This is a genomic window from Haloglomus halophilum (assembly GCF_024298885.1).
GTDB lineage: Archaea > Halobacteriota > Halobacteria > Halobacteriales > Haloarculaceae > Haloglomus > Haloglomus halophilum.
Map to the genome: position 1 here is coordinate 2,836,690 of NZ_CP101166.1, position 23,371 is coordinate 2,860,060.

At 69.8% G+C, this 23,371-nt stretch carries 28 protein-coding genes and 2 pseudogenes; 21 read left to right on the forward strand and 9 right to left on the reverse strand.

What is annotated here, in order from left to right; genetic code table 11:
* Positions 1–231: 231 nt before the first annotated feature.
* The 3 genes from NL114_RS13680 to NL114_RS13690 all read left to right on the forward strand — a co-directional run bounded on the left by NL114_RS13680 (position 232) and on the right by NL114_RS13690 (position 3,232).
* Entirely contained in the window at positions 232–957 is a 726-nt protein-coding gene (locus tag NL114_RS13680) for a YqjF family protein (protein WP_254821480.1), read from the forward strand.
* Positions 958–1,209: 252 nt separating this feature from the next.
* The gene (locus NL114_RS13685) at positions 1,210–1,710 is read left to right on the forward strand and encodes a PH domain-containing protein (RefSeq protein WP_434084116.1); all 501 of its coding nucleotides are present in this window, start codon (positions 1,210–1,212) and stop codon (positions 1,708–1,710) included.
* A 1-nt stretch (position 1,711) separates the two neighbouring features.
* The gene (locus tag NL114_RS13690) at positions 1,712–3,232 is read left to right on the forward strand and encodes a PH domain-containing protein (protein WP_254821481.1); all 1,521 of its coding nucleotides are present in this window, start codon (positions 1,712–1,714) and stop codon (positions 3,230–3,232) included.
* Here NL114_RS13690 and NL114_RS13695 read toward each other — a convergent pair.
* On the reverse strand, positions 3,208–3,360 hold the full coding sequence (locus NL114_RS13695) for a hypothetical protein (protein WP_254821482.1): 153 nt from the start codon (positions 3,358–3,360) through the stop codon (positions 3,208–3,210). The two genes, NL114_RS13690 and NL114_RS13695, sit on opposite strands and share 25 nt — an antisense overlap.
* A 236-nt stretch (positions 3,361–3,596) precedes the next feature.
* On the opposite strand from NL114_RS13695, the gene NL114_RS13700 reads away from it, so the two are divergent.
* Positions 3,597–4,250 (forward strand): hypothetical protein, encoded by a 654-nt coding sequence (locus NL114_RS13700; protein WP_254821483.1) that lies wholly within the window; start codon positions 3,597–3,599, stop codon positions 4,248–4,250.
* Here NL114_RS13700 and NL114_RS13705 read toward each other — a convergent pair.
* Together NL114_RS13705 and NL114_RS13710 are read right to left on the reverse strand one after the other, a co-directional pair.
* Entirely contained in the window at positions 4,231–5,691 is a 1,461-nt protein-coding gene (locus tag NL114_RS13705; RefSeq protein ID WP_254821484.1) for a cytochrome P450, read from the reverse strand. The genes NL114_RS13700 and NL114_RS13705 overlap by 20 nt on opposite strands.
* 38 nt (positions 5,692–5,729) lie before the next feature.
* Positions 5,730–6,200, reverse strand: a complete 471-nt coding sequence (locus tag NL114_RS13710; protein ID WP_254821485.1) for a CopD family protein — start codon at positions 6,198–6,200, stop codon at positions 5,730–5,732.
* A gap of 167 nt (positions 6,201–6,367) precedes the next feature.
* Between NL114_RS13710 and NL114_RS13715 the strand changes: the two genes are divergently transcribed.
* The 6 genes from NL114_RS13715 (at position 6,368) to NL114_RS13740 (ending at position 8,383) form a co-directional block, all read left to right on the forward strand.
* Positions 6,368–6,547 (forward strand): HVO_2753 family zinc finger protein, encoded by a 180-nt coding sequence (locus NL114_RS13715; RefSeq protein WP_254821486.1) that lies wholly within the window; start codon positions 6,368–6,370, stop codon positions 6,545–6,547.
* Between the two features lie 2 nt (positions 6,548–6,549).
* The gene (locus NL114_RS13720) at positions 6,550–6,816 is read left to right on the forward strand and encodes an elongation factor 1-beta (RefSeq protein WP_254821487.1); all 267 of its coding nucleotides are present in this window, start codon (positions 6,550–6,552) and stop codon (positions 6,814–6,816) included.
* Positions 6,817–7,002: 186 nt separating this feature from the next.
* A complete protein-coding gene (locus NL114_RS13725; protein WP_254821488.1) occupies positions 7,003–7,293 on the forward strand; it encodes a hypothetical protein in 291 nt (96 codons plus the stop codon).
* Positions 7,294–7,418: 125 nt separating this feature from the next.
* The gene (locus tag NL114_RS13730) at positions 7,419–7,712 is read left to right on the forward strand and encodes a 50S ribosomal protein L21e (RefSeq protein ID WP_254821489.1); all 294 of its coding nucleotides are present in this window, start codon (positions 7,419–7,421) and stop codon (positions 7,710–7,712) included.
* 4 nt (positions 7,713–7,716) lie between these two features.
* Entirely contained in the window at positions 7,717–8,073 is a 357-nt protein-coding gene (locus NL114_RS13735; protein ID WP_254821490.1) for an RNA polymerase Rpb4 family protein, read from the forward strand.
* Positions 8,074–8,161: 88 nt separating this feature from the next.
* On the forward strand, positions 8,162–8,383 hold the full coding sequence (locus tag NL114_RS13740; protein ID WP_254821491.1) for a DUF8106 domain-containing protein: 222 nt from the start codon (positions 8,162–8,164) through the stop codon (positions 8,381–8,383).
* Positions 8,384–8,390: 7 nt separating this feature from the next.
* Here NL114_RS13740 and NL114_RS13745 read toward each other — a convergent pair whose 3' ends face one another.
* Entirely contained in the window at positions 8,391–9,245 is an 855-nt protein-coding gene (locus NL114_RS13745; RefSeq protein ID WP_254821492.1) for an eIF2B alpha/beta/delta subunit family protein, read from the reverse strand.
* A 120-nt stretch (positions 9,246–9,365) separates the two neighbouring features.
* On the opposite strand from NL114_RS13745, the gene NL114_RS13750 reads away from it, so the two are divergent.
* Together NL114_RS13750 and NL114_RS13755 are read left to right on the forward strand one after the other, a co-directional pair.
* Positions 9,366–9,701 (forward strand): DUF7969 family protein, encoded by a 336-nt coding sequence (locus tag NL114_RS13750; protein ID WP_254821493.1) that lies wholly within the window; start codon positions 9,366–9,368, stop codon positions 9,699–9,701.
* Between the two features lie 96 nt (positions 9,702–9,797).
* A complete protein-coding gene (locus NL114_RS13755; RefSeq protein ID WP_254821494.1) occupies positions 9,798–9,956 on the forward strand; it encodes a DUF7563 family protein in 159 nt (52 codons plus the stop codon).
* Positions 9,957–10,341: 385 nt separating this feature from the next.
* Here NL114_RS13755 and NL114_RS21740 read toward each other — a convergent pair whose 3' ends face one another.
* On the reverse strand, positions 10,342–10,779 hold the full coding sequence (locus NL114_RS21740; RefSeq protein ID WP_350355375.1) for a winged helix-turn-helix transcriptional regulator: 438 nt from the start codon (positions 10,777–10,779) through the stop codon (positions 10,342–10,344).
* A 118-nt stretch (positions 10,780–10,897) separates the two neighbouring features.
* On the opposite strand from NL114_RS21740, the gene NL114_RS13760 reads away from it, so the two are divergent.
* From NL114_RS13760 to NL114_RS13770, 3 genes and pseudogenes are all read left to right on the forward strand, one after another.
* On the forward strand, positions 10,898–11,356 hold the full coding sequence (locus NL114_RS13760; protein ID WP_254821495.1) for a MaoC/PaaZ C-terminal domain-containing protein: 459 nt from the start codon (positions 10,898–10,900) through the stop codon (positions 11,354–11,356).
* Between the two features lie 245 nt (positions 11,357–11,601).
* Entirely contained in the window at positions 11,602–11,799 is a 198-nt protein-coding gene (locus tag NL114_RS13765; protein ID WP_254821496.1) for an AbrB/MazE/SpoVT family DNA-binding domain-containing protein, read from the forward strand.
* Positions 11,799–12,232 (forward strand): annotated as a pseudogene (locus NL114_RS13770) (type II toxin-antitoxin system VapC family toxin). The gene NL114_RS13765 and the pseudogene NL114_RS13770 overlap by 1 nt, the downstream one beginning before the upstream one ends.
* A gap of 60 nt (positions 12,233–12,292) precedes the next feature.
* On the opposite strand, the gene NL114_RS13775 reads toward NL114_RS13770, so the two are convergent.
* Positions 12,293–13,795: an RtcB family protein gene (locus tag NL114_RS13775; RefSeq protein ID WP_254821498.1), complete on the reverse strand. Its 1,503-nt coding sequence runs from the start codon at positions 13,793–13,795 to the stop codon at positions 12,293–12,295.
* A 108-nt stretch (positions 13,796–13,903) separates the two neighbouring features.
* On the opposite strand from NL114_RS13775, the gene NL114_RS13780 reads away from it, so the two are divergent.
* Positions 13,904–14,860 (forward strand): alcohol dehydrogenase catalytic domain-containing protein, encoded by a 957-nt coding sequence (locus tag NL114_RS13780; protein WP_254821499.1) that lies wholly within the window; start codon positions 13,904–13,906, stop codon positions 14,858–14,860.
* A gap of 27 nt (positions 14,861–14,887) precedes the next feature.
* Here the strand turns inward: NL114_RS13780 and glnK1 are convergent.
* Both glnK1 and NL114_RS13790 read right to left on the reverse strand, forming a co-directional pair.
* Positions 14,888–15,223 (reverse strand): annotated as a pseudogene (gene glnK1 / locus NL114_RS21745) (nitrogen regulatory protein GlnK1); the annotation flags it as partial.
* A gap of 283 nt (positions 15,224–15,506) precedes the next feature.
* Positions 15,507–16,559 (reverse strand): amidohydrolase family protein, encoded by a 1,053-nt coding sequence (locus NL114_RS13790; RefSeq protein ID WP_254821501.1) that lies wholly within the window; start codon positions 16,557–16,559, stop codon positions 15,507–15,509.
* Between the two features lie 134 nt (positions 16,560–16,693).
* Here NL114_RS13790 and NL114_RS13795 point away from each other — a divergent pair, with 134 nt between their 5' ends.
* From NL114_RS13795 to NL114_RS13815, 5 genes are all read left to right on the forward strand, one after another.
* Positions 16,694–16,987: an acylphosphatase gene (locus tag NL114_RS13795; RefSeq protein WP_254821502.1), complete on the forward strand. Its 294-nt coding sequence runs from the start codon at positions 16,694–16,696 to the stop codon at positions 16,985–16,987.
* The gene (locus tag NL114_RS13800) at positions 16,984–17,763 is read left to right on the forward strand and encodes a class I SAM-dependent methyltransferase (protein ID WP_254821503.1); all 780 of its coding nucleotides are present in this window, start codon (positions 16,984–16,986) and stop codon (positions 17,761–17,763) included. Before NL114_RS13795 ends, NL114_RS13800 begins: the two co-directional genes overlap by 4 nt.
* A gap of 767 nt (positions 17,764–18,530) precedes the next feature.
* Complete coding sequence (locus NL114_RS13805; RefSeq protein ID WP_254821504.1) at positions 18,531–20,033, forward strand: NAD(P)H-hydrate dehydratase; 1,503 nt, start codon at positions 18,531–18,533, stop codon at positions 20,031–20,033.
* A complete protein-coding gene (gene moaC / locus NL114_RS13810; protein WP_286671074.1) occupies positions 20,030–20,581 on the forward strand; it encodes a cyclic pyranopterin monophosphate synthase MoaC in 552 nt (183 codons plus the stop codon). Before NL114_RS13805 ends, moaC begins: the two co-directional genes overlap by 4 nt.
* A gap of 86 nt (positions 20,582–20,667) precedes the next feature.
* Positions 20,668–22,041, forward strand: a complete 1,374-nt coding sequence (locus NL114_RS13815) for a PQQ-binding-like beta-propeller repeat protein (RefSeq protein ID WP_254821505.1) — start codon at positions 20,668–20,670, stop codon at positions 22,039–22,041.
* 16 nt (positions 22,042–22,057) lie between these two features.
* On the opposite strand, the gene hflX is transcribed toward NL114_RS13815, so the two are convergent.
* Positions 22,058–23,368, reverse strand: a complete 1,311-nt coding sequence (hflX, locus tag NL114_RS13820; RefSeq protein WP_254821506.1) for a GTPase HflX — start codon at positions 23,366–23,368, stop codon at positions 22,058–22,060.
* Positions 23,369–23,371: the final 3 nt, after the last annotated feature.

Here is a 23,371-nt window from a genome sequence, read left to right on the forward strand (position 1 = left end):
GCACGCCCCCGAGAATTACTACCTGCAGAATCTGCCTGTATGGTGGATAATGGAGTAATGGGGGAGATTCGCGGAATATGGCTGTTGTGACTCTCCAACCGGTGCTGTGGGCTCCCGGTGGCGTACCTGCTCGTGTCGAGCGCCGGTCACGGTACCCCGTTGCCGGCTGCCCCTCCGGCGAAGGCCGCCCACGCCGTCAGTTCGATACGTCGTCGCCACGTAGCTGAACACATGTGTGCCGGCTTCGCCGACTGCAAGCTCCTCTCGATGGTGTGGGAGGACCTGCTGTTCGCTCACTGGCGGGTCGACCCCGCTACCCTCGACGAGCGGCTCCCCGACGGTCTCGCCGTCGACACCTACGACGGGGACGCCTACCTCGGGGTCGTGCCGTTCGTGATGCGGGACATCGGCCCCCGGTTCGCGCCGGTGGGGCTCTCCTTCGGCGAGCTGAACCTCCGGACGTACGTCCGGGAGACGGCGGACGGGCCGAGCGGTGACGCCCCCGAGGACGGCGGGCGCGGGGTCTACTTCTTCAACCTCGACGCCGACGACCGCCTCGGCGTGACGGTCGCGCGCTCGCTGTTCCAGCTCCCGTACTACCGGGCGAACATGACCATCGATGCGGCCGGCGACCGGGTGGCGTTCCGCTCCCAGCGGCCCGACGGCTCGGCCACCTTCGCGGCCGCGTACGGCCCCGATGGGGCGTCGTTCGTCCCCGAGCCGGGTTCGCTCCCGGCGTTCCTCACGGAGAACTACCGGTTCTACACTGCCGACGGGCGCGGCCGGCTCTGGTACGGCGACATCGACCACCCCCGGTGGGAGCTGGCCCCCGCGAGCGCGGACCTCGTCAGGAACGAGCTGTTCGACGTGAACGGGTTCGACCACCCTGGGGGTGAGCCGCTCCTCCACTACTCGCCGCGTATCCGGGTAGCGGCGGGGCGCATCCACCGCACATGAGCGGCCACCGGCCGACGGCACGGATCCGTGCTCGGTCGCGGGTCGGGGGCTACTTTAGCCACGGCCCCATCCGAGGAACCAATGAGTGACGGCGACGGGCCGGTCGACGACGCCACGCCGGAACCGGACGACCGGGGCGGCAGCAGCGACGAGGCTGCCACCCCGGCGGAGACGGCCACCGCCGAGCCCGCGGTCCGGGCGGTGACCGACGGTGACGACGGAGCCGCCGAGGGCGGGGCCGCCACCGAGCCGCTGGACCCGGCCGCGGTCGACGTGGCGGAGCTGACTGGGCCCGAACAGTCGCTGGAGTCGACCGTCCGGCTGGTCTGGTTCCTTCGAGCGGCCCTCGCCGCGGTGGTCCTCGGCGCGGTCGCCGGGGCGCTGTCCGTCGTCCTCGACGGGCCGGCGTGGGTGGGTGCGGTCGTGTTCACGGTGCTGTTCCTGTTCGGCGCGACCCGTGCGCATCTCCGGTACGAGTCGTGGTCGTACCGGGTGCGGACGGACTCGCTGTTCCTCGACCGCGGCGTGCTCACGCGCGTCCGGACCGTCGTTCCGTACGTCCGTATCCAGCACGTCGACGCCTCGCGCGGACCCGTAGAGCGAGCGTTCGGGCTGGCGACCGTCGTCGTCTACACCGCGGGGTCGCGCGGCGCGGACGTCTCCATCCCGGGGCTCACGCCCGACCGCGCCGACGACCTGCAGGACCGGCTGAAGCGACTCGCCATCGCCGCCGAGGGGGAGGACGCGGTCTGAGATGCGCCTCAGTCCGCTCTCGGTCCCGTACGGCGCCGTGACGACGGCCGCCCGCCTCGGGTGGATTCTCGTCATCGCCACCTTCGGCTCGACGCAGATGCCCGGCGCCGGGCCGCTGGTGGCGCTGGGCGTCGTCGCCGGGGTGCTGGCGCTGGCGGGACTCTACCAGTTCGCGCGCTGGCAGCGGTTCGCGTACGAACTCACGGAGGACACGCTGGATATCGAGTCCGGCGTCTTCTCCCGGCGAACCCGCGAGATACCGCTCGGTCGCGTTCAGAACGTCGACACCAGCCGGAACGCCGTCCAACGGGCGCTCGGCATCGCCGCCGTCACGGTCGAGACGGCGGGCGGCAGCGACGTGGAGGCCGAACTCCGGTACGTCACGGAGGCCGAAGCCGAGCGCCTCCGCGCCGAGGTCGGCCGGCTGAAACGGCGGGCCGAGGACGAGCGGAACGGCGAGACGACGGCCGCGGACGACCCCGAGGAGGAGGAGCTGTTCGCCATGTCGCCCCGCGAGCTGGCGCTGCTGGGTGTCGTCTCGGTCGACCTCCGGCTGCTGTCGCTGTTCTCGGCGGTCGTTCCCATCGTTGCACCCTCGCTGGCACGGCAGGCCACGGACCCGCTGTTCTCGCTGGCGGTCGCGGCACCGCTGCTCGCGGTCGGCATCGTCCTCGTCGCGGTGCTGGCGAGCGCGGCGTTCTCGGTCGCGAACTTCTACGGCTTCCGGCTCTCGCGGGCCGGCGACGAACTCCGGTACGAGCGCGGCCTCCTCAACCGCTACACCGGGACGGTCCCGCTCTCGAAGGTCCAGTCGGTGGTCCTCTCGGAGAACGTCCTCGCCCGGCGCATCGGCTACGCGTCGCTCACCGTCGAGACGGCGGGCTACGCGCCCGGCGACTCCGGCGCCGAGTCGGCCGTGCCGCTGGCCCGCCGGTCACGGGTCGTCGCCCTCGCGCGCGAGGTGGAGCCCTTCGGCGAGGTGACGTTCGAGCGCCCGCCCGCCCGCGCCCGGACCCGGTACGTTATCCGGTACGCACTGGTCGGCCTCCTGCTCACGGGCATCGCCTACGGCGTCCACCGGTTCTCGGGGTTCTCGTTCGCCTGGTATCTCGCCCTCGGGCTGGTGCTGCTGGCGCCGCTGGGGGCGCACCTGAAGTGGCGCAACCTCGGGTTCGCCGTCCTCGAGGACCACGTCGTCCTCCGGTCGGGGTTCTGGTCGCGCGAGACGACCGTCGTCCCGTACTACCGGGTCCAGACGGTCGTGGAGACGGAGAGCATCTTCCAGCGCCGCCGTGACCTCGCGACGGTGGTCGTCGACACGGCCGGGTCGCGGGGCCTGACGAGCGGTGACCCGAAGGCGCTCGACATCGAGGCCGACCGCGCCACCGACCTCCGGGAGACGGTGGCCGACCGGCTGCAGGACTCCCTGCAGACCCGCCGGGCCGAGCGTCGCCGGGAGCGCGAGCGTGACCTGCGCGCGGGCCCCACCGACCGGACTCAGTCGTCGGTTGCGTCCCGGTAGCGGGTCAGCGTCAGTACGTACCTCCGTCCACAGTTCGGGCACTCCGTCCGGAGGTCGGCCTCGGCCTCGATGGGGTCGCCGTGGACATCCATCTCGTCCCCACACCAGCACTCTACCTGTACGTTCATTCGGTCGGGTCGACGCTGCACGGCCACCTCCAATGTGGATTTGGGCGGATATCTGCCGCGGTTTTTGCGCCCGTCGGCCGTGTCCCCGGCGAGCGCTTCCTGCGCGACCGCTCCCGACGCCACCGACCGCTCCCGATGCCACCGACCGCTCCCGACGCCACCGACCGCTCCCGACGCCACCGACCGCTCCGCCACCAAGCGTCACACACAAGCCCCGGCGCCGTGGGGCACCAGTCGTGACCGACTCGCGCACGCGCCTGGTCGGGGCCGCCAGTGTCGCGAGCCTCGCTCTCGCCGTCCTCCTCGGACTCGCCCTCGACCCGACCGTCCGCATCCTCCCTGTCCGGGCCCGGCTCTCCGACCTCGGGCGCCCGGGCGGGGCGGGCGCGTTCCCGTTCGACTACGGGCTCGTCCTCGCCGGGTTGCTCGGGCTGGTCGCCGTCAGCGTCTGGTGGGGAGCGGCGTCCGACCGCCACGGCCGGGTCACGACGGCGCTCGCCGGCGTGGCGTTCGCCGGCCTCGGCCTCGCGGGTCTGTTCCCCGCCCCGTCGGTGGCGCACCTTCCGGCACTCGCGGCCGCCTATCTCGCGGGCTGGACAGCGCCGCTCGTGGACGGCCTCCGACTGTGGCGGGCGGCTGCGAGCGCGGGCGACCGGTCCCGCACCGGCCTCCTCTTCGTCGGCGGTGCCGCGTTCGTCGCCGTGCTGTGGGTGGTCCGCGCGCTCGTTGCGGCGACGTTCCTCCTCTCGGACCCGACGAGTGCGCTGCTGCTGGCCGAACTCGCGACGCTCGCGCTGTTCGCCGGCTGGGTGCTGTTCCGGGCCGGCGTCGGGCACACGGCCGTCGCCCGGACCGCCTCGGACGGGGGCCTCAGCGCCGGCGGACGGTGACCTCGATGGGCTCCTCGGGCTGGAGCGTGACGTTGAGCGATGGCGTCACCTCGCCCTGGTCGGTGAACCGCCAGTCACGGGCCAGCGTCGCCAGCGCCAGCCGCGCCTCCAGCATCGCGAACCGCGCGCCGATGCAGTGGCGTGGGCCGCCACCGAACGGGAAGTAGGCGTATTCGGGGCGGTCATCGGCGGCAGGGGCCGCCTGTGAGCGGTCCTCGGAGTCGTCGTCGAGCCACCGCTCCGGGTGGAACGTCTCGGGGTCGTCCCACCAGCGCGGGTCCGTGTGGACGATGCGCTGGGGGAGGACCAGCGTCGCGCCCGCGGGCACGCGCCGGCCGCCCAGGTCGACCGGTTCGAGCGGTTCGCGGAACAGCGTGTACAGCGGCGGATACCGCCGCATCGACTCCTTCACCACCGCCTCCGTGTACGGGAGGTCGGGCAGGGCCGCGACCGTCGGCTCGCCGCCGAGCGCGTCGACCTCGGCCGTGAGGCGGTCGCTCGCGTCGGGCGCGCCCGCGAGCAGGTGGCCGGCGTACGAGAGCGCGAGCGCGGTCGTCTCGTGGCCGGCGAACAGGAAGGTGACGAGGTTGTCCCGGAGTTCGGCGCGCGAGAGCCGGTCGTCCTCGTCGGCGGCGCGGTTGGCCGCCAGCAGCAGGTCCAGCAGGTCCGGGTCCTCGATGGCGTCCATCGATGTCGGGCCGTCGGTCGCGGCGTCGTCGCCGGGACCTCCGCGGTCGTCGAGCAGGTCGTCGACGGCGTCGTCGAAGTCCGCGCGTGCGGCCTCGAAGCGCCGCTTCGACGGGGTCGGGAGCCAGTCCGGGAGCGGCAGGACGGTCCGGAGCGAGGTCGCATCCAGGAAGTCGTTGACGGTGCGTGCGGCCTCGGCGACGGTCTGCCCGAACTCGTCGTCGAGGTCGCGGTCGAACAGTGCCCGGACCAGCACGTCGAGCGTGACCCGTTTGGTGACCGCCCCGAGGTCCACGCGGTCACCGTCCGACCAGCCGGCCGTCGCCTCTCGGGTCGCGGCGACGGCGTGGCGGCCGTAGCGCTCGACGCGCTCGCGGTAGAAGGCGGGCTGGGCGACGGTGCGTGCGCGCCGCCACTGCTCGCCCGTCGCGAGGAACATCCCGTCCGTGAGGAAGCCGCCGCCGGCCTCGGCGACCTGCGAGGCCTTCCGGAAGCGGTGCTGGTCGCTCACGAGGACGCGCTGGATGTCCTCGGGGTGTGTGACGTAGTGGAAGCTGCCGCCCGCGAGTCGGACCCGGACCACGTCGCCCAGGTCGCGGGCGTGGCGCTCGTGGAAGGTGAGCGGGTCCCGGAGGTACTGGTGGGTGTTGCCGAGCAGCGGGAGTCCGTCGGGTTCGGGCGCCGGGGGGATGTCGGTGGAGCGGTCGGCCCCGGAGCGCGGTCGGTACCGTCCGGACGCCGGGTCGTCGGCCATTACGGGTCCGTCGGGCGGCCGTGACTAACGCCTTCGGGTCAGAGCGGGAGGACCCCGGCGCTGTTGGCGGCCAGGACGCCCGCATCGAGCAGCAGGAGGACGGCGACGACGCCGGCCGCGCGGTAGAACCGCCCGGCCGTCCGTGCGGGCGAGCGGACCTTCTTGGCGTCGAGGCCGTCCTGTAGCCGGCTGTTCCCGACCTCGACGAGCCCCGTCATGACGAGCCAGAGCAGCGTCATCGTGAGGACGAGATGGCCCCGCGGGCTGGCGGTCAGGCTCTCGAACGTGTAGAGCTGGGCGGCCATATGCCCGCCCGTCAGCAACATCACGACCGCGGCACCCCGTGAGAGCGTCGTCAGCCGGCTGAAGACGGCCGACAGCGGTTCCGGCCTGACCTCGCCCGCGCGGGCGGTCGGCAGCACTGCAGCGGCGGCGAACAGGACGCTCCCGGTCCAGAGCGCCCCGACGAGGAGATGGATCGCGTAGAACACGGCGTCGACGATTGCCATGCCCCTGCTGGCGGGCGGATGGCTCTTGAAACCAGGCGGGACGGGTCGGCGATGTCGGCTCCCCATTGCGGGGTATCGGGTGCCCACGGCGGTCGCCGTGTCACGGGCTCCCGGGGTCTGCGGCCCGGTTGGCAAGGCTTAAACCCGGTCCACGACCAAACGGAGGTATGAGCCAGGCCGACAACAGCGAGACGCGCCAGTGCGTCTCCTGTGGCATCAACATCGCCGGGACGAACGCCGCCCGGTTCAAGTGCCCCGACTGTGGGCACCTGATCTTCCGGTGTGCCACCTGCCGCAAGCAGAGCAACCTCTACGAGTGTCCGGACTGTGGCTTCACGGGGCCCTGACGATGGGGAAGGTCGCAGCCAAACTCAAGGTCATGCCGGAGAGCCCCGACGTGGACCTGGACGCGCTCCAGGAGCGTCTGGAATCCTCCCTCCCCGAGGGCGCCCATATCAAGGGCACCCAGCGCGACGACGTCGCGTTCGGGCTGGTGGCGCTGTTCCCCACCGTCATCGTCCCCGACGACGCCGGCGGCACGGAGGCCGTCGAGGAGGCCTTCTCCGGCGTCGAGGGCGTCGAGTCGGTGCAGGTCGAGGAAGTCGGTCGCATCTGAGGCCAGCTCCGCCGTCGAGCCGGTTCTGCGGCGAACCCCTCTCGGCAGGTATAAGCCTTCTGGCCGCCGTGGAGGCCGTTTTCAGGACGCGAGAACGCCCGACCTACTTATGCAGACGTGGCCCATCGTTGCCGATATGACCCACAGCAGGCAGCGCTCGACCTGGGCAACGTCGGGGTGGTCGGCATGAGCGCCGGTGCCCGCGAGGATTCGACGACCTCCGAGGTCGAGACAGCGCGTGACCCGCTCGCGCCGTGGGCCTTCCGTGCGGCGATGTCGGGCCTCTCCGAGGAGCAGGCCCGCGAGCTGCTCGAGGGCGAACGGTGCCCCCAGCCCAGCCACGAGGAGCGCTGGGAGGCCGAGATGGACGCCCTCGAGCTTCGAGAGGAGGGCGGTGACGTGGTGGTGTACCGGACGGACGAGGAGCACGCATGGCTCCAGTCTGATACGGCGCTTCGCCCGGACGAGGTCCGGTGAACGGCCCCTTCTTCGGACGCGTGCTTGCGCCGTAGTGACCACGCCGAGCGGTTCGGCGGCGCCCACGGCGTCGGACACAGAACACACCATTCAAGTACTCCTCGGGTCAATTCCGTCTCACGACTATGCCGAGCTCCAACGGGCCCCTTCACGGAACACGCAACAAGCTACGGAACAAGCCCCGCGAGCGGGGGACCTCCCCGCCACAGCGCGCCGTCGAGGAGTTCGAGGCGGGCGACAAGGTCCACCTCCACATCGACCCGAGCGTGCCGAGCGGCCGCTTCCACCCCCGCTTCAACGGCCACACCGGCGAGGTCGAGGCACAGCAGGGCCGTGCCTACAAGGTGACCATCGTCGACGGCAGCAAGGAGAAGACCATCATCACGAAGCCCGCACACCTCCGCCGACAGACGGAGTAACCGCATGACGATCTTCAAGGAGACGCTCGACGCCGAGTACGTCACCACCGCCGAGGCCAAGGAGCTGCTGGCGGAGGTCGAGCAGGAGCGCGCGCTCGACGAGGACCGCGAGATGCGCTACGAACTGGCGCGCGCCATCGACCACGCCAACCGCTTCGCCGCCATGAGCGGCGAGGACGGCCGCGCGCTCGTCGAGGACCTCCTCGAACTGGAGAAGCTCGACGAGAAGACCGCCCACAAGATCGCCGACACCCTCCCGCAGGACCGTGACGAGGTCCGGTCCGTGTTCGCCCAGGAGCGCTACGCGCTCGACGGCGACGAACTGGACGAGGTCCTCAACATCGTCGCGAAGTACGCCTGAGTGGGCGTTCGGCTTCTTCTCGCTGCATCCCCGGGGAGCCGCCGCTCCCACCGTCAGCGTTAACCGCTCTCGAGGGTTATACATGGTAATGAAATCCGCTCAAACCCATCCGGTGGCAGAGGGGGGTACCCCCGCGCCGCGGAAGTCGGTGTTGTTCTGCCCCACCTGCGGCCACAGGGCTCCAACCGAGGGGAACTGGGTCGTCACCGAGCGGTCCGTGGACGGTGACCACCGACGGGCCTACGGATGCCCGACGTGCGGTCGCACACTGGTCGTCCAGCCCGTGTTCGAGGAGTCCATCCCGGCCTGAAGCCCGGCTACGGTGACAGCGTCCCTTCGTCCGTGATGACCGAGTCGACGAGATGCATCGGCGTCGCGTCGTACGCGGGGTTCTCGATGTCGAACCCGTCGGCGGGTTCGAGCATGACCTCGCTCGCCGGGCGGTACTCGTTCTGGAACTGGAAACCGCCCTCGTCGATGACCTTCGTCGAGGCGCCGACGACGGTGACCGGGACCGCGAGTTCGGCCGCGGTCGCGGCGATGGGGAAGGTGCCGACGCGGTTGTAGAACGTGTCCTCGACGATGCAGTCCATCCCGACCATCACGCGGTCGCACTCGGGGAGGACCTCGCCACAGGCCGAGTCCACGAGCAGGTTGGGTTCGATGCGGTCGATGCCCGCGAGCGTGCGGGCGGTCTTGCGCCCGAGGTAGCGCGGGCGCGCCTCGGTCACGTACACCTCGAGGTGGCGGCCCTCGGCGGCCGCGAGTTCCAGCGCCTCCAGCACGGTCGAGGAGTAATCGTGCGTGAGGACCACGTCACCGTCACGGAGCGCGTCGGCGGCGTTCTCGGCGGCCTGCCGTTTGCCGGTCTCGACCTGCTCGACGACCGCCTCGATGGCGTCCTCGGTGGCCGCCTTCGCGGCCGCCATGTCCTCGTGGTCGACGTCCGTGACGGAGGCCTGTATCTGTCCCTGCGTGGTGTGCAGGGTCGCGTGGGAGGGTTGGGCGCGCTTGAGCGCCTGGCTGTTCCGCTCGAGGTCGCGAACGTACTCCTCGAGCGACGGGTACTCCCGGTCCAGCACCTCCCGCAGCGCCTCGGCCGCCTTGACCGCCACGACGGAGGAGCTGTGGGTCTGCATGTCGCGGATCTCCGCGACCGTCTCGTCGATCATGCGCGAGGGCACTCGCGGGGTGGTCAAAGGCGTGTCGGCCCCGAACCCGACCACGGCGAGGGCGTGCGCGGCTGGGGCGTCGGGCGTGGTCGTTTAGCCGCTGGCCACCGTACGGACGGTATGGTCACGGTCACGTACACCTGCCCGCGGTGTGACGCGGTGGTGGAGCTGGAGCGGGATGCCTACCTCGCGGACAAGGCGGTCACGCCGGACCCGCTGGCGGGCTGGACGTACGTACCCGTCTACGAGGCGTTCGAGGCGGGAACCGAGCCACCGCTGCTGGACGGCGACGCCATCGACGCCGACGGCGTGGAACTCGTCTGTGGCGCGAGCGAGACCCGCGGCGAGGGGTGCGGGCGACCGTTCTACCTCTCGTTCGTCCGGCACGAGGACGGCGAGGAGGTCGACCCGAACCTGTCGCTGGACGATGTCTCGTTCGACTTTCTTCGTGGCTGATGGTCGTGCAATCACGCGAGGGCGAGGGGGGTGCTCGACCGGCGGAGTTTCCGTTCGAACCAAAGCGTTAAATATGAGACTAAGTAGACGTTAGGTGTGCCCCACTGCAACAACTGCGACTCGTACGTTAGCGAGGCGTACGTACGGGTGTTCGCCCCGCAGGGCATGGATACCGTCCGTGTCTGTCCCCACTGCGAGGACAAGCTACGGGACGGAGCCGACGTCCGCGAGGCGCGAGCCCCACGTCAGCAGTAACACACTGAACTGGGGGTACAGTCCGCCGGTCCACGCGACCGGCTCCTTCCTCTAGCCCTCGACGGCCAGCGGCAGCGCCGGCGGTTACGGCGGCCGCCAGCGTCCGCTCAGCCCTTGATGTTGGAGACCTTGCCAGTGTCACGACAATCGTGTGACGATTGGAAGCTACCAACAATCGCTGCCGGTTCTACTGCCGGAGTCACAATTCTGGAAACGGGTTGCGTAGGTGTCCAATAGCGGCCGGTTTCCCTGTGCACCATGCAAATTTGACAGGGTGCCAGCAGTTCCAGTTAGCGGTGCTGCATACAGAGGATGCAGTCAGCAATTTGCCGCCATCCGTTTCACGAAAACAGTTGTGAAATAGCCACCAAGGAGAGATACAACGTTACTGTTCTTCGATTCCGCTACTCTCGTTGATTGTGTCCGCATTCGAATGAGTTGACCTGCCGTGTTTTCGCATTGACCACCGATAGAGATACTGAAGAACCGGCTGAAGTTCGGATGCACTTTCCGTTGCTGTATACTGTACATGGGGTGGGATTGTTTCGCGCACCTCTCGCGTGAGCAACCCGAACTCTTCGAGTTCCTGTAATCGTCGGGTCAACGTATTCGGTGGGATACCGAGTTGATTCTCAAGCTCCTTGAATCGCCATGGACCGGCTTCGTCAGCGAACTGCGCGAGGACTTCAAGTCCTCGCGACCGGCTAAGTACCTCGAACAACTCCAAAATCGTTGGACCTTCCGAACGGATTTGTTCGCAACTCACGTCTCTGACCTGCTCCGGGCTGAAATCTGCCTCTGAACGTGTAGTCCTATCGCTCATAGTTGCAGAGCGGTCCCGAGAGGCAAATACATCACGCCACTTCCAGAGGTGGAAGTCACTTCCGGCGATGGGATCTCGCGCACCAATATAAGATTGCTCTACTGCAATCTGCACGCGGATGAAGTACTTCGAGGATTACGAGGTTGGAGACACGAAGACGGTCGGGTCGTTCTCGCTAACGAAGTCGGAGATCATCGAGTTCGCCGAGCGATTCGACCCGCTCTGGCTGCACACCGACGAAGAACGGGCCGAGCAGGAATCACCATTTGGTGGAATTATCGCAAGCGGGTGGCATACGATATGTTCGTGCCACGGGATGGTCGTTCAAGACGCCGGAGCAGACTCAGCAGCAATCGGGTCTCCCGGGGTTGAAGGAGTTTCGTGGGAAAACCCAGTGTTTCCGGAGGACACGATAACAGTCTCCCGAACAGTCACCGGGAAACGACCCTCGGAGAAGTTACCCGACCGGGGGCTTCTTACTGTCGAGATATCGGGGGAAAATCAACGAGAGCAGCAGGTCGTCACCTATACACCACAGATGTATTATCTGAAAGGTGATTCGTCGGAATCTGGTTAAGGGAGCTGTCACTTAGTACTGATTCAATAGTAGAGAAGTGACCGTTCACCAGACGGGCTGTACTTAGCGATTCTTCTCGGTCTATCTCTGCCATCATGGCGTGACCGATTCGCACATTGTATTCAGCAGTTGCTATCTGACAACTGACAGACTGGTCGCCTCGGACTCGCGTAAGCGAAGACGGAAATCCGTCACCGGTTCCGGGGCATAGGCGGGAGCGGCTGATATTGTTAAGTGACCGGGGGATGGTCACCATCCCGGCGGACATCCGCCGTCAGCTCGATATCGGTCCCGGTGACAAGCTCCGGTGGGATGTGGACGAGGATGGGAACCTGACCGTGGCGGTCATCCGCCAGCGCGAGGGTGTCTTCGACGACTTCGAGCCGGTCGACGCCGGTGAGACGGACGCGGTCGAGGCCGAGCGCGAGTTCGGGGCCGAGTGATGCCGGTCGCGCTACTGGACACCAACGCTGTTGTTCGCGAGCGCCAGCGCCCGCGACGAGTACCAACGACCCGGCGATGGAGATCGTCCGGGCGGTGGGCCACGGTGACCTACCCGACGGCATCGTCACCAACTACGTCCTCGCGGAGACGCTCAATCTCGTTCGCGAGCGGCTGGGTCCGGCGCCCGCGACCGGGATGCTCGACCGACTTGTCGAAGGGGCTCATTTCGATACCTCGCACGCGCCGCGTGCGGACTTCACCGCCGGGCAGGCGCTCTTCCGGAAGTACGCGGACCTGTCGTTCGTGGACGCGACCATCGCTGCCTACATGCAGCGCGAGGACATCGAGTACCTCTACTCGTTCGACGACGGCTTCGACGGGGTCGACGGGGTGACGCGGCTGGAGACAGCGGACAACTCGTTCAGCAAATAAGACAAATATGGTCGGAATAATTATGTAATATATTGTATATGTGAATTTAGTTGGAAATTATCAGCCTTTGATGTTGCAGACCGGGAACGTCCGCGCGACCCGGTCCCCGATGCCGAGCGCGTCGCTCACCCGGACCACCTCGTCCACGTCCTTGTAGACGCCGGGCGCCTCCTCGGCGATGGTGGCGCCCGACGAGGCCTTCACGTAGATGTGCTCCTGCTCGCGGAGGTCGTCCTGCACGTCGCCGCCCCAGTAGTCCTGTTTGGCCTGGGTGCGGCTCATCAGGCGGCCGGCGCCGTGCGCGGTGGAGCCGAACGTCTCGGCCATCGAGTTCTCGCCGCCGCGCAGGACGTACGACCCGGCGCCCATGCTGCCCGGGATGATGATGGGCTGGCCCACGTCACGGTGGGCCTTCGGGACCTCGGGATTGCCCGCCGGGAACGCCCGCGTGGCACCCTTCCGGTGGACGAACAGCTCGCGCTGCTCCGTGCCGCCCGCGCCGTCGGGGACCTCGTGGAACTCCCGCTTGGCGATGTTGTGGGACACGTCGTACAGCAGGTCCATCCCCAGGTCCTGCCAGTCCGCGTCGAACACGTCGGCGAACACCTCGCGGGTGCGATGGGTGATGAGCTGCCGATTGACCCACGCGAAGTTGATGGCGGCACACATCGCGCCGTAGTACTGTTCGGCGAGCTGGGAGCCGGCGGGCGCCGCGGCCAGTTCCCTATCGGGTAACTGCGCCAGGAGCCCCTGGTGGGCCTGCTCGATCTTCCGGAGGTAGTCCGTACAGACCTGATGGCCCAGCCCCCGGGAGCCACAGTGGATGAGGACGACCACCTGGTCCGGTTCCAGTCCGTACGCGTCGGCCACGTCCTCGCGGTAGATGTCCGTGACACGCTGGACCTCCAGGAAGTGGTTGCCCGAGCCGAGCGAGCCCAGCTGCGTGCGGCCCCGGTCCTTCGCCTTCTTCGACACCGCGTCCGGGTCGGCGTCGTGGCGCATCCCCTCGTCCTCGCAGTGGGTCAGGTCGTCCTCGACGGCGTAGCCGTGTTCGAGCGCCCAGTCGACACCCCGGTTCAGGACCGACTCCACGGTCGAGATGTCGCTCTCGACGACCCCGCCACCGCCGAGGCCCGAGGGGACGGCGTCGAAGAGGGCGTCGACGAGTTCCTCCTCGCGGCCGCGGAGGTCGTCGTAGGAGAGATTTGTATTTATCATTCTCACTCCGCAATTTACGTCATAGCCCACCGCTCCGGGGGAGATACAGCCCTCTTCTGCATCTATTCCGGCCACCCCGCCGACCGGGAAGCCGTAGCCCTGGTGGCCGTCGGGCATACAGATGGCGTACTTCCGGATGCCGGGGAGGTGGGTCGTGTTCCGGAGTTGCTGGAGCGTCTTGTCGTTCTTGATCTCCTCCAGTAGCGACCGACTGGCGAGGATGCGGGCCGGGACGCGCATCCCCTCGGCCTCGTCCTGGGGGATCTCCCAGACGAACTCCCGGCGCTTCTCGAGGGTGATGCCGCCGGCGTCGAACGTCTCGGGGTCGTCGGCCGTGTCGCTCATACCTGGAGCCACGCCGTCGTCGCTGGAATACGTTTCGCAGGTGGCGTGCTCCGGGTCGTGCCGCCGCCACCCCCACGGCTTTAGGCGGGCGCGCCCGTCGGCCCGCCCATGCGAGCCGTCCGATACCACGACCACGGCGGGCCGGAACAGCTCATGGTCGAGGACGTCGACCGCCCGACCCCCGACGACGACGAGGTGCTGGTGAAGGTGCGTGCCGCGTCGGTCAACCCCGTCGACACGTACTTCCGGGAGGGGTCGTACGCGCCGGGGGGCCTCCCGTGGATTCCCGGCAGCGACGCCGCCGGCGTGGTGACGGCGGTCGGCGACGACGTGACCGAGTACGACCCCGGCGACCGCGTGGTCGCGACCGCGCTGGGAAACGACCGCCCGGGGACGTGCGCCGAGTACGTCGCGGTCCCGACCGACCGGCTCGCCCGGCTCCCGGACCGGGTGGGATTCGCGGCAGCCGCCGCGGGCGCCCTGGTCGGCGTGACGGCGTGGCAGTCGCTGGTCGCGCGGTGCGACCTCGACCCGGGCGAGCGCGTTCTCGTCCACGGCGGGTCGGGCGGCGTCGGTCACGTCGCCGTCCAGGTCGCGGCGGCCGCCGGTGCCCGCGTCACGACCACGGCGCGCCCGGCGTACCACGACGACCTCGCTGACCTGGGGGCCGACGACGTGCTCGACTACGGGCGCGACGACCTCGCGGACGCCATCCGCGAGACCGGCCAGCCCGACGTGATCCTCGACCACCGGCTCGACGACTACCTCGGGCTGGACTGCGAGGTCGCGGCGTTCCGGGGACGCATCGCGGCTATCGGCAACTCGGACCCCGAGGCGACCTTCCCGAACGTCCCCGCACACCGTGGCAAGGCGCTGACGGTGAACCACGTCTCGATGTTCAACACGCCCGACGTGGCACGGGTGCTCGGCCGGTTGGCGGCCCTGCTGGAGCGTGGGTCGCTCGTGCCGCAGGTCGCGCGCACGTACGACCTCGCCGGGGTGAAGGACGCCCAGCAGGCCGTACTGGACGACTCGTTCCTCGGAAAGCTGGTCGTCGAGCCCTGAGCCGGTGAGAGGTCCGGATAGTGCCGTTCAGACGGCATCCGGGCCGCGCTTGCCCGTCCGGATCTGCAGTGCGCGCTCGACCGGCAGGACGAACACCTTCCCGTCGCCCGGGTCGCCGGTGTGGGCGGCGTCGGCGATGGCCTCGACCACGTCGTCGACGGGCACGTCGGCGACGACGCACTCGACCTTGGCCTTCCGGTGGAGGTCGACGGTGTACGTCTCGCCGCGCCACTGGCCCTCCTCGGGGGGCTGACTCCCGCGACCCGACACCTGCGTCACGGTCAGTGAGGGGGCGCCGACCGCTGCGAGGGCCTCCTTGACGGCCTCCAGCCGGTCGGGGCGCACGTAGGCCATCACGAGTTTCGGACCGTGGGCGCCGGCGGCGGCACCCTGGTCCGACGCGTCTCCGCGCGCTGCGCCGCTCCCGGACCCGCCGCCGTCCGTGGCCCAGCGAGCGACCGGACCGAGCGGCCGGTCGGTATCGCCGTCGCTGGCCGTGGCCGGTTCGGCTCTCGGGGCCGTGCCGTCGAGCCGCCGGATGCGGCGGCCGAGGAGGGCAGCACCGACCCCGAGCACGAGGCAGGTCAGCAGGAGGACCGCGACGACGGGCTCCATACGCGGTGGTTACCGTCGGCGGAGTAGAGCGTTACGTCCCGCCCGAGTCGCCGTCGAACTCGCCCGGACGGGTCACACGCTTCACGTCGCTGACGCTCGCGCGCCGGACCACCGCACGGACGGGGTCACGGTAGCCCGAGAGATTGTCCGAGTCGCCGTCGAGCACGAGGAGCCGGGCATCGCGGTCGGGTTCGATGCAGCCGCAGTTCAGCCCCGCGAGGTCCGCGCCCGCGACCGTGGCCATCCGCAGCACGTCGGGCGCGGTGACGCGGTCGTCGCTCAGTTTCATCGTGAACGCCATCTCGCGGAACATCGACGGAGAGTTGAGCATCACGTTGTCCGTCCCGAGCGCGACCGTCGTCCGCTCCAGCATGTCGCCGACGGGCGGGAAGCCCACCTTCGTGACGAGGTTCGAGCGCGGGCAGACGACGATGGGGGTCCCGCGCTCCTCGACGCGCTCGAAGTGGAGTTCCTCGGCGTGGACCATGTGGACGAGGAAGTCCGGGTCGAGGTCCAGCGCCGGGTTGATGTCCATCGCATCGCGCTCGCCGGCGTGGATGCCGAACAGTTTGCCGGCCGTCCGGGTCGCGTTGCGTTCGCGCGAGAAGTCACCGTCCCGGGCGCCCGAGGCGCCGAAGCCGTCGGCGGCCTCCATCGCCTCGACCGTCTCCCGACCGAGGACGACCGGCTCGATGTCGACCCCTTCCAGCGCGTCGCGGATGGCTTCGACGCCCTCGACGCCGCCCTCCCGGAACTCGACGAACGCGCCGGTGCCACCCTGGCGCATGTAGCGCAGCGACCGGTGCATGGCCGCGACGAGTTCCGAGCGGTCGGCGTCGCGGAGGAGTCGGTGTTTCAGGCCGTCCGGCGGTGCGACCAGTTCGTCCAGCGAGAGCCCGGCGCCGGCGTCCTTCGCGATGGAGTCCCCGATGTGGGTGTGGGCGTTGACGAACGCCGGCAGGATGATGTCGTCGCTGTCGACATCGTCGCGCTCGATACGCGCTATCGTGCCGTCTTCGACGACGACACGGCCTTCCACGGGTTCGAACTCCCGGCCGACGAGGACCGTCCCCTCCAGGACCATGCCCGATACTGGGCGACGAACCCTCAAAAACGGGTCGGCACGTCGACATCGGGCAGGGATGGACTCCCGTGCGGCGACCGTATCGCCCGGCGTTCGCGGACAGGCTTTAGTACGCCGCTCTGAAACGGGGACGCATGACAGCCGGCGGAGACGATGCGCGCGTGCGTGCCCATGTCTTCGTCAGCGGTCGCGTCCAGGGTGTGACCTACCGGGCGACCACCCGGCGAGAGGCCATCGAGCGCGCCGTGGACGGCTGGGTCCGGAACCTGGACGACGGCCGCGTCGAGGCCGTCTTCGAGGGACCCGAGTCGGCGGTCGAGGAGATACTGGAGTACTGCCACGAGGGCCCGACGCGGGCCCGTGTCGACGGCGTGACCGTCGAACACGAGTCGCCCGAGGGAATCACTGGCTTCGAGATCCGCCGATGAGCGACCGCGTGGCCGACTCGCCGCTCGAGGGCCCGCGCGAGACCGCCCAGGACGGCGACTGGCCGACCATCGACTGGGACGCGTTCTGGAGAGCGCCGCTCACCCCGGCCGACCGGGACGCGATGTGCCGCCGCGGCCACGACGCCGCGCGGCTGCTGGGTGACCTGTTCGTCGAGCGGAGCGTCCCCGGCTCGGTCGCTTCGGTGGGGTGTGGCGCGGCCGTCGTCCTGCTCGACCTGGCCGAGGAGTTCCCCGACACCGAGTTCTTCGGCTACGACCCGGCGCCCGCGGCGCTCGAACTGGCACGCGCGAACCACGAGCAACGGCGGTCCGCCGACGACGCGCTGGCTCCCGAGTGGGGGCTCGCCGAGGTGACGTTCGCGGCGGCAGGGCTGCCGGCCCCCGACATCGACCGGACGTTCGATGTCGTCTACTGTCTGAACACGCTGGACTACGTCCCCGACATCGAGCGGGCGCTGCGTGACCTGTTCGCCCTGGTGGCGGAGGGCGGACTCCTCGTGTTCAACTACCCCTCGCCCGCGCGGCAGGCGTGGCACGAGACCCACCTCGCCGCACCCGACGACTACTGGCTCGGCGAGCACGACGAGCGCTGGCTCCGGCGGCGCCTGCGGCTGGTCGACACCGGCGAGAACGTCCTGACACACGAACGGGTCGAGGAGTTGCTGGGTCGCGAGGCGCGGCCGGTAGGGGAGTTGCTGGAGAGCGTGGCGCCGAACCCGGACCCTGTCGCGCCCGTGCTGGTCGTGGAGAAGTGACAATTGGAGCTAATATCCTCGCAAGATTATGGGATAGAACACAAATTTAGAAATTATGCACCTGAATTGAAAATAATTCGACATCTCCGTAGCTCCCCCAACGATATCTGACTACCGCCTTGGCGCGACCCTGTTGAAACCCCCTGCCCGCTCTCACGAAGATGACAACGATGACCACAACGAAACCGGATTGAAAGCCCCCGCGGGTTCGGGCCGCCGGGCCTCGCTGCGGTCCTTGCGTCGTCCGGGCGACGCCGAGCCCGCGGCCCCTTTCAGTCCCACCCTGTGGCCTGTCGCACCGGCCATTCGCGCGTGGTGGTTCCGGGCTAGCACGGTTCCCCCACACCTCCCCGCGCTCGCGCCGTCAGAGCAAGCTCTGACGAGCCCTCGTTCGCTTCGCTCACGAGGACGCCGCGGTGTTCCGGCACGCTCGCTATCGCGAGCGGCCTCCACGGGGAATGGCGCCCGCGCGCTTCCTGTTCTCGGAACCGGCTGGCCGACCAACCGTCGCCCGGCCGGGAGCGCGTGGCGAGCGGTGCGGGGCGCTCCGCGCCCCCGCGAGCGGCGCCAGCCGCGAGCAGCGAGCCCGCGCGACATGGGGAAGGGCAGGGCTATCGCGGGCCTCCACAAACCATCCGGGGTGGGAATGAAAGCGACCGGGGGGCTTTCGGCAGGAGTCCGGGTGCCATCGGGCAAACAGCAGAGGCTTCCGGCAGGGTGCCTCGTTCTCGCCCGGATTTAACCCGCCACCCGTCGAACGCCCGCCCATGCTCACGGCACAGGATGTCGCCGTCCTCGACGCGAATGCCGAGGCCCTCGGCGTCCCGCGCAAGCAGTTGATGGAGTCGTCGGGCAACGCCGTCGCCCGGGCGGTTCGCGACCTCGCCGACCCCGGCGCCTCGGTCGCCATCGTCGCCGGTCGCGGGAACAACGGCGGGGACGCGCTGGTCGCCGCGCGGTTCCTCGACGGGGGCGCGCCACGCGCGCCCGGGGGTCGGGGAGCGGAGCGACCCGACGACTACGACACCACGGTCCACCTCCTCGGGCGTGCCTCGGCCGTCGGGACCGATATCGCCCGCGAGAACTGGGACGCGCTCGTCGAGGCGGACTACGACGCCCGCGAGGTGACCGACGCGACGGCACTCGAACTGGGCGACCCAGACCTCGTCGTCGACGCGATGCTCGGGACCGGCGTCTCGGGGGACCTGCGCGAACCCGAGGCCACCGCCGCCCGGCGGATGGCCGAGAGCGACGCGACGGTCCTCTCGGTGGACGTGCCCTCGGGCGTCGACCCGGACGGCGGTGCCGGGGCCGCCAACGCCGTCACGGCCGACCACATCGTCACCTTCCACGACACCAAGCCCGGCCTCGCCGACCTCGATGCCGACGTGCGGGTCGAGCCCATCGGCATTCCGGCGGCGGCCGAGACGTTCGTCGGGCCGGGCGACCTCCTGCGCCTCGGCCGCGACCCGAGCAGCCACAAGGGCGACAACGGCGAGGTGCTCGTGGTCGGGGGCGGGCCGTACACGGGGGCCCCCGCGCTCTCGGCCCAGGCCGCGCTCCGGGCGGGGGCCGACCTCGTCCGGGTCGTCTGTCCGAGCGAGGTGGCACGAGAACTGCAGGGCTACAGCGAGAACCTCATCGTCCGGTCGTTCCACGGCGAGCGCCTGACACCTGCGCACCTCGACACCGTTCGGGAACTCGCCGAGGGACACGACACCGTCGTCCTCGGGCCCGGGCTGGGCGACGCCGCGGAGACGCTGAGCGCGGCCGAACAGCTCCTGTCCACGCTCGAGGGAACCGTCGTCGTCGACGCCGACGCACTGCAGGTCGTCCCCGAGGTGGAGACGCGCGCTGACCTGCTCTGCACGCCCCACCAGGGCGAGCTGCGGAAGATGGGTGGCGAGACGGTCGACGACCCGGCCGAGCGCGCCGAGCTGGTCGAGGAGTTCGCGGCCGCCCTGGGTCACACGCTCCTCGTGAAGGGTGCCCACGACGTCATCAGCGACGGCGAACGGACCCGGCGCAACCGGACCGGGAACCCGGGGATGACCGTCGGCGGGACCGGCGACGTGCTCGCGGGCGCCTGCGGCGCGCTCGCGTCCGTGCTCGACACGCACGACGCCGCCTCCGTCGCCGCGTTCGCGAACGGCCGCGCCGGCGACATCGTGGTGGAGGAGTACGGCAACGGGCTCGTCGCGACCGACCTCGTGGACGCGCTCCCGCGGGCGATGCGCCGCCCGGACGAGGACATCGCGGGGGGAGCATGAGCGACGACTCGCCGGGCGACCACGACGGCCCGGATGGCCCAGCCGGCGACCCAGAGGTCACCACCCACGAGGACGCCGACGGCCTCACCCACGTCGAGGACGGTGATGTCCAGATGGTCGACGTGGGCGACAAGCCCGACACGGCGCGGCGGGCGGTCGCGCGCGGGACGATCCACCTCCAGCCCTCGACCGTCGAGGCGATTCGGGCCGACGAGGTCGGGAAGGGTGACGTGCTCGCCACCGCACGGGTCGGCGCCGTGCAGGCGGTCAAGCACACCTGGGAGACCATCCCGATGTGCCACCAGATTCCCATCACGAACGTCGAGACGGGTTTCGAGGTGCACGAGGAGCGCGTCGACCTCGAAGTCGCGGTCGAGACGACCGGGAAGACGGGCTGCGAGATGGAGGCGCTGGAGGGCGTGACGACGGGGCTCAACGTCGTCTGGGATATGGTGAAAGCCGTGGAGAAGGACGAGGATGGCCAGTATCCGGCCACGCGTATCGACGACGTGCGCGTGGTGACGAAGGAGAAGCGCGCCCTCGACTGAGGGACGTAGCGTCCCCTCGGCCGAGCCGACGCCGCTCCGCGCCCGGTGGGTGAAGACACTTACCACTCCACACGGAACGCCCTCCGATGCCCTCCAGACGCAGGTTCCTCGCGGCCGGCAGCGCCGCGCTCGCGGCCCTCGCCGGCTGCTCGACGAACGACACGCCGGCGGACTCGCCCACGGATTCGCCGACGGACCCGCCGACCGATGTCCCGACGACCGACCGTGACTCACCCACTGACGGTGACCGACCGACCCAGACCCCGCGGGAGCCCCGCCCGCTCGATGTCTCGGGTGCGTGGCCCCAGCCCGGCTACGGTTCCGGGCACGCCGGCGTTGCCCCGGCACTCGGCGTCCGCGACGACGCGACTACCTACTGGCACCTGCGGCGCCTCCGCAGCGGGCCACCGCTGCTCGCCGACGGGCGCCTGTTCCACTTCGGGCTGACCGGCCGGAACACGTCCGGCCCGCCGACTCGGACCGCCTCCCCGCCGACGGGGACCGGCCACCAGCCCGACGGGACACTGACGCTGTTCTGCCGCGACGCGCGCGAGGGACACGAGCGCTGGACCCGCCAGCTCCCGGGGCGGACGCGCGCCGGGACCGTCGCGGGCGACCGGGTGGTCGTGGCCGGCGAGGGGTTCCTGCGGGCGTACACCCTCACGGGCGACCTGGCCTGGGAGCGTGACCTCGGGACCCGGACGGCGTCGGTCACCACGGCCGTCGACGGGACGGTGCTCGCTCCCACCGAGATTCCCCAACAGGGCGCCCGCGACGCGGACGTACGGGCCTACGCCGTCGCGGATGGCTCCCGGCGCTGGCGACGCCCGTCGCCACGGTGGCGGGCCACGCTCGCGGCGGACGACGACACGGTGTACGCGCTCTCCAGCGAGTTCCAGGTCGGGAGTACGCTCACCGCCCGCGCGCTCACGGATGGCAGCGAACGCTGGTCCATCGACCTCGACGACAACGGTATCCCGGAGGGCCCGTACGCCGCCGGCGACACCGTCTACGTCGCGCCGGACGACGGTGGTGTCCACGCCTTCGCGCGGTCTGACGCGCGCCGTCGCTGGCACTACGACGCCGAGACGACGAACGTCGTCGGGGTCGCGGTCGACCGCGAGCGGGCGTATCTCGTCGATGACGGGACGGTCCGGGTCCTCGATGCCACGACCGGCGACGAACGGTACGCCGTGACGCCGGACGGTGACGGTGGATACGAGGGCCACCCGGCCGTCGGCAGCGACCGGATCTACGTCGGGAAGCGAGGGAACGGCGGCGAGCTCGCCGCGCTCGCCCGGACCGACGGGACCGAACGGTGGACCCACCGGTTCCCGGAGACCGTCGTCGAGGGAGATATGGTCGTTTCGGGCCTCGCCGCCCAGCCTGTCGTCGCCGAGGGCGGCGTCTACGCGTTCGCATGGGACGGGCTGTACGCGCTCGGGCCGGAGCCGAACTGACCGGCAGTGCGCATCTTCAGTGTTCGGCTGTGGCGGCCACATCCGAGGCTCGCGCCCGCGAGCGCTCGATGACGCTGGGCCGGGCCTCGAAGTCGACGACCACCTGCTCGCCGTAGTCCACGTCGTTGACGTGGGCGTGGTCGTGGACCCACGAGACGAGGCTCATCGCGTCGTCGCACATCGGCAGGACGAGGCGCTCGCGCTCGAACGGCGGGAGTTCGTCGTCCACGCGGTCGCGCAGCTCGGCGATGCCATCGCCCTCGAGGGCGCTCACGGCGATGGGGTTGGGCGCGAGCGCCGAGAGTGCCTCGCGCTTGCGCTCGACCTCCTCGGCCGGGACCTTGTCGACCTTGTTGAGGACGGTGACGATGGGGGCCTCGTTGCGCTCGTACAGCGTGTCGTGGCTGGTGACGAGTTTCTCGCGGATCTCCTCGATGGGGTCCGAGACGTCGACGACCAGCAACACGAGGTCCGCACGGTACACCTCCGAGAGCGTCGACTTGAACGACTCGACGAGCCAGTGTGGGAGGTCGGAGATGAACCCGACCGTGTCCGTGACGAGCACGTCGCGCTTGCCCATGTCCGCACGGCGGGTCGTCGTGCCAAGAGTGGTGAACAGCCGGTCCTCGGACTCGGCCGTCGTATCGAGGTCGGGGTGGCGGTCGGCGTTCTCGTCGATGTCGAGTTCGTCCGCGAGGCGGCGCAGGAGCGTCGACTTCCCGGCGTTCGTGTAGCCCGCCAGCGCGACGAGGTCGAAGCCGGATTCGCGGCGCTGCTCGCGCCGGTGGGCCTCGGTCTCCTCGATGGACTCGAGTTCGTCGCTGATCTCGGCGATCTGTCGCTTGATGTCCTGCTCGCGGGACTCGTCGTACTCGCCCAGCCCCATGAAGCCGGGGCGCTCGTCGCGCTGGGCGAGCGAGGCCTTCGCCTCCGCGCGCGGGAGCTCGTACCGGAGTTCGGCCAGCTCGACCTGGAGCTGGGCCTTCTTGGTCGCGGCACGCTGGCCGAATATCTCCAGGATGAGCCGGAAGCGGTCGACCAGCTCGACGCCCTCCGGGAGCAGGTTCCCGAGGTTGAAGGTCTGGTACGGGCCCAGCCGGTTGTCGAACAGTACCGTCGTCGCGTCGGTCGACCGGACGACCGCGGCCAGCTCCTCGGCCTTCCCCTCGCCGAGACAGAGCGCCGGGTCCTCCTTGCGGGTCTGGGTGACCTCCGCGACCACCTCGTAGCCCGCGGCTCGGGCGAGGTCGCGGAACTCGGCCGTATCGGCCTCACCTGCGTCGACCCGCTTCGCGACGACCGCCGTTCCCTGGTGTGCGCCAGTCACTCA

Coding starts and splice junctions, on each gene's coding strand:
- NL114_RS13715 (WP_254821486.1), top strand. CDS start 6,368: ATGAGCCAGGCCGACAACAGCGAGACGCGCCAGTGCGTCTCCTGTGGC.
- NL114_RS13790 (WP_254821501.1), bottom strand. CDS start 16,559: ATGGTCCTGGAGGGGACGGTCCTCGTCGGCCGGGAGTTCGAACCCGTG.
- NL114_RS13680 (WP_254821480.1), top strand. CDS start 232: ATGTGTGCCGGCTTCGCCGACTGCAAGCTCCTCTCGATGGTGTGGGAG.
- NL114_RS21740 (WP_350355375.1), bottom strand. CDS start 10,779: ATGAGCGATAGGACTACACGTTCAGAGGCAGATTTCAGCCCGGAGCAG.
- NL114_RS13740 (WP_254821491.1), top strand. CDS start 8,162: ATGAAATCCGCTCAAACCCATCCGGTGGCAGAGGGGGGTACCCCCGCG.
- NL114_RS13725 (WP_254821488.1), top strand. CDS start 7,003: ATGAGCGCCGGTGCCCGCGAGGATTCGACGACCTCCGAGGTCGAGACA.
- NL114_RS13735 (WP_254821490.1), top strand. CDS start 7,717: ATGACGATCTTCAAGGAGACGCTCGACGCCGAGTACGTCACCACCGCC.
- NL114_RS13730 (WP_254821489.1), top strand. CDS start 7,419: ATGCCGAGCTCCAACGGGCCCCTTCACGGAACACGCAACAAGCTACGG.
- NL114_RS13815 (WP_254821505.1), top strand. CDS start 20,668: ATGCCCTCCAGACGCAGGTTCCTCGCGGCCGGCAGCGCCGCGCTCGCG.
- NL114_RS13745 (WP_254821492.1), bottom strand. CDS start 9,245: ATGATCGACGAGACGGTCGCGGAGATCCGCGACATGCAGACCCACAGC.
- moaC (WP_286671074.1), top strand. CDS start 20,030: ATGAGCGACGACTCGCCGGGCGACCACGACGGCCCGGATGGCCCAGCC.
- NL114_RS13710 (WP_254821485.1), bottom strand. CDS start 6,200: ATGGCAATCGTCGACGCCGTGTTCTACGCGATCCATCTCCTCGTCGGG.
- NL114_RS13795 (WP_254821502.1), top strand. CDS start 16,694: ATGACAGCCGGCGGAGACGATGCGCGCGTGCGTGCCCATGTCTTCGTC.
- NL114_RS13695 (WP_254821482.1), bottom strand. CDS start 3,360: ATGAACGTACAGGTAGAGTGCTGGTGTGGGGACGAGATGGATGTCCAC.
- NL114_RS13720 (WP_254821487.1), top strand. CDS start 6,550: ATGGGGAAGGTCGCAGCCAAACTCAAGGTCATGCCGGAGAGCCCCGAC.
- NL114_RS13705 (WP_254821484.1), bottom strand. CDS start 5,691: ATGGCCGACGACCCGGCGTCCGGACGGTACCGACCGCGCTCCGGGGCC.
- NL114_RS13780 (WP_254821499.1), top strand. CDS start 13,904: ATGCGAGCCGTCCGATACCACGACCACGGCGGGCCGGAACAGCTCATG.
- NL114_RS13805 (WP_254821504.1), top strand. CDS start 18,531: ATGCTCACGGCACAGGATGTCGCCGTCCTCGACGCGAATGCCGAGGCC.
- NL114_RS13750 (WP_254821493.1), top strand. CDS start 9,366: ATGGTCACGGTCACGTACACCTGCCCGCGGTGTGACGCGGTGGTGGAG.
- NL114_RS13690 (WP_254821481.1), top strand. CDS start 1,712: ATGCGCCTCAGTCCGCTCTCGGTCCCGTACGGCGCCGTGACGACGGCC.
- NL114_RS13775 (WP_254821498.1), bottom strand. CDS start 13,795: ATGAGCGACACGGCCGACGACCCCGAGACGTTCGACGCCGGCGGCATC.
- NL114_RS13800 (WP_254821503.1), top strand. CDS start 16,984: ATGAGCGACCGCGTGGCCGACTCGCCGCTCGAGGGCCCGCGCGAGACC.
- NL114_RS13765 (WP_254821496.1), top strand. CDS start 11,602: ATGGTCACCATCCCGGCGGACATCCGCCGTCAGCTCGATATCGGTCCC.
- NL114_RS13760 (WP_254821495.1), top strand. CDS start 10,898: ATGAAGTACTTCGAGGATTACGAGGTTGGAGACACGAAGACGGTCGGG.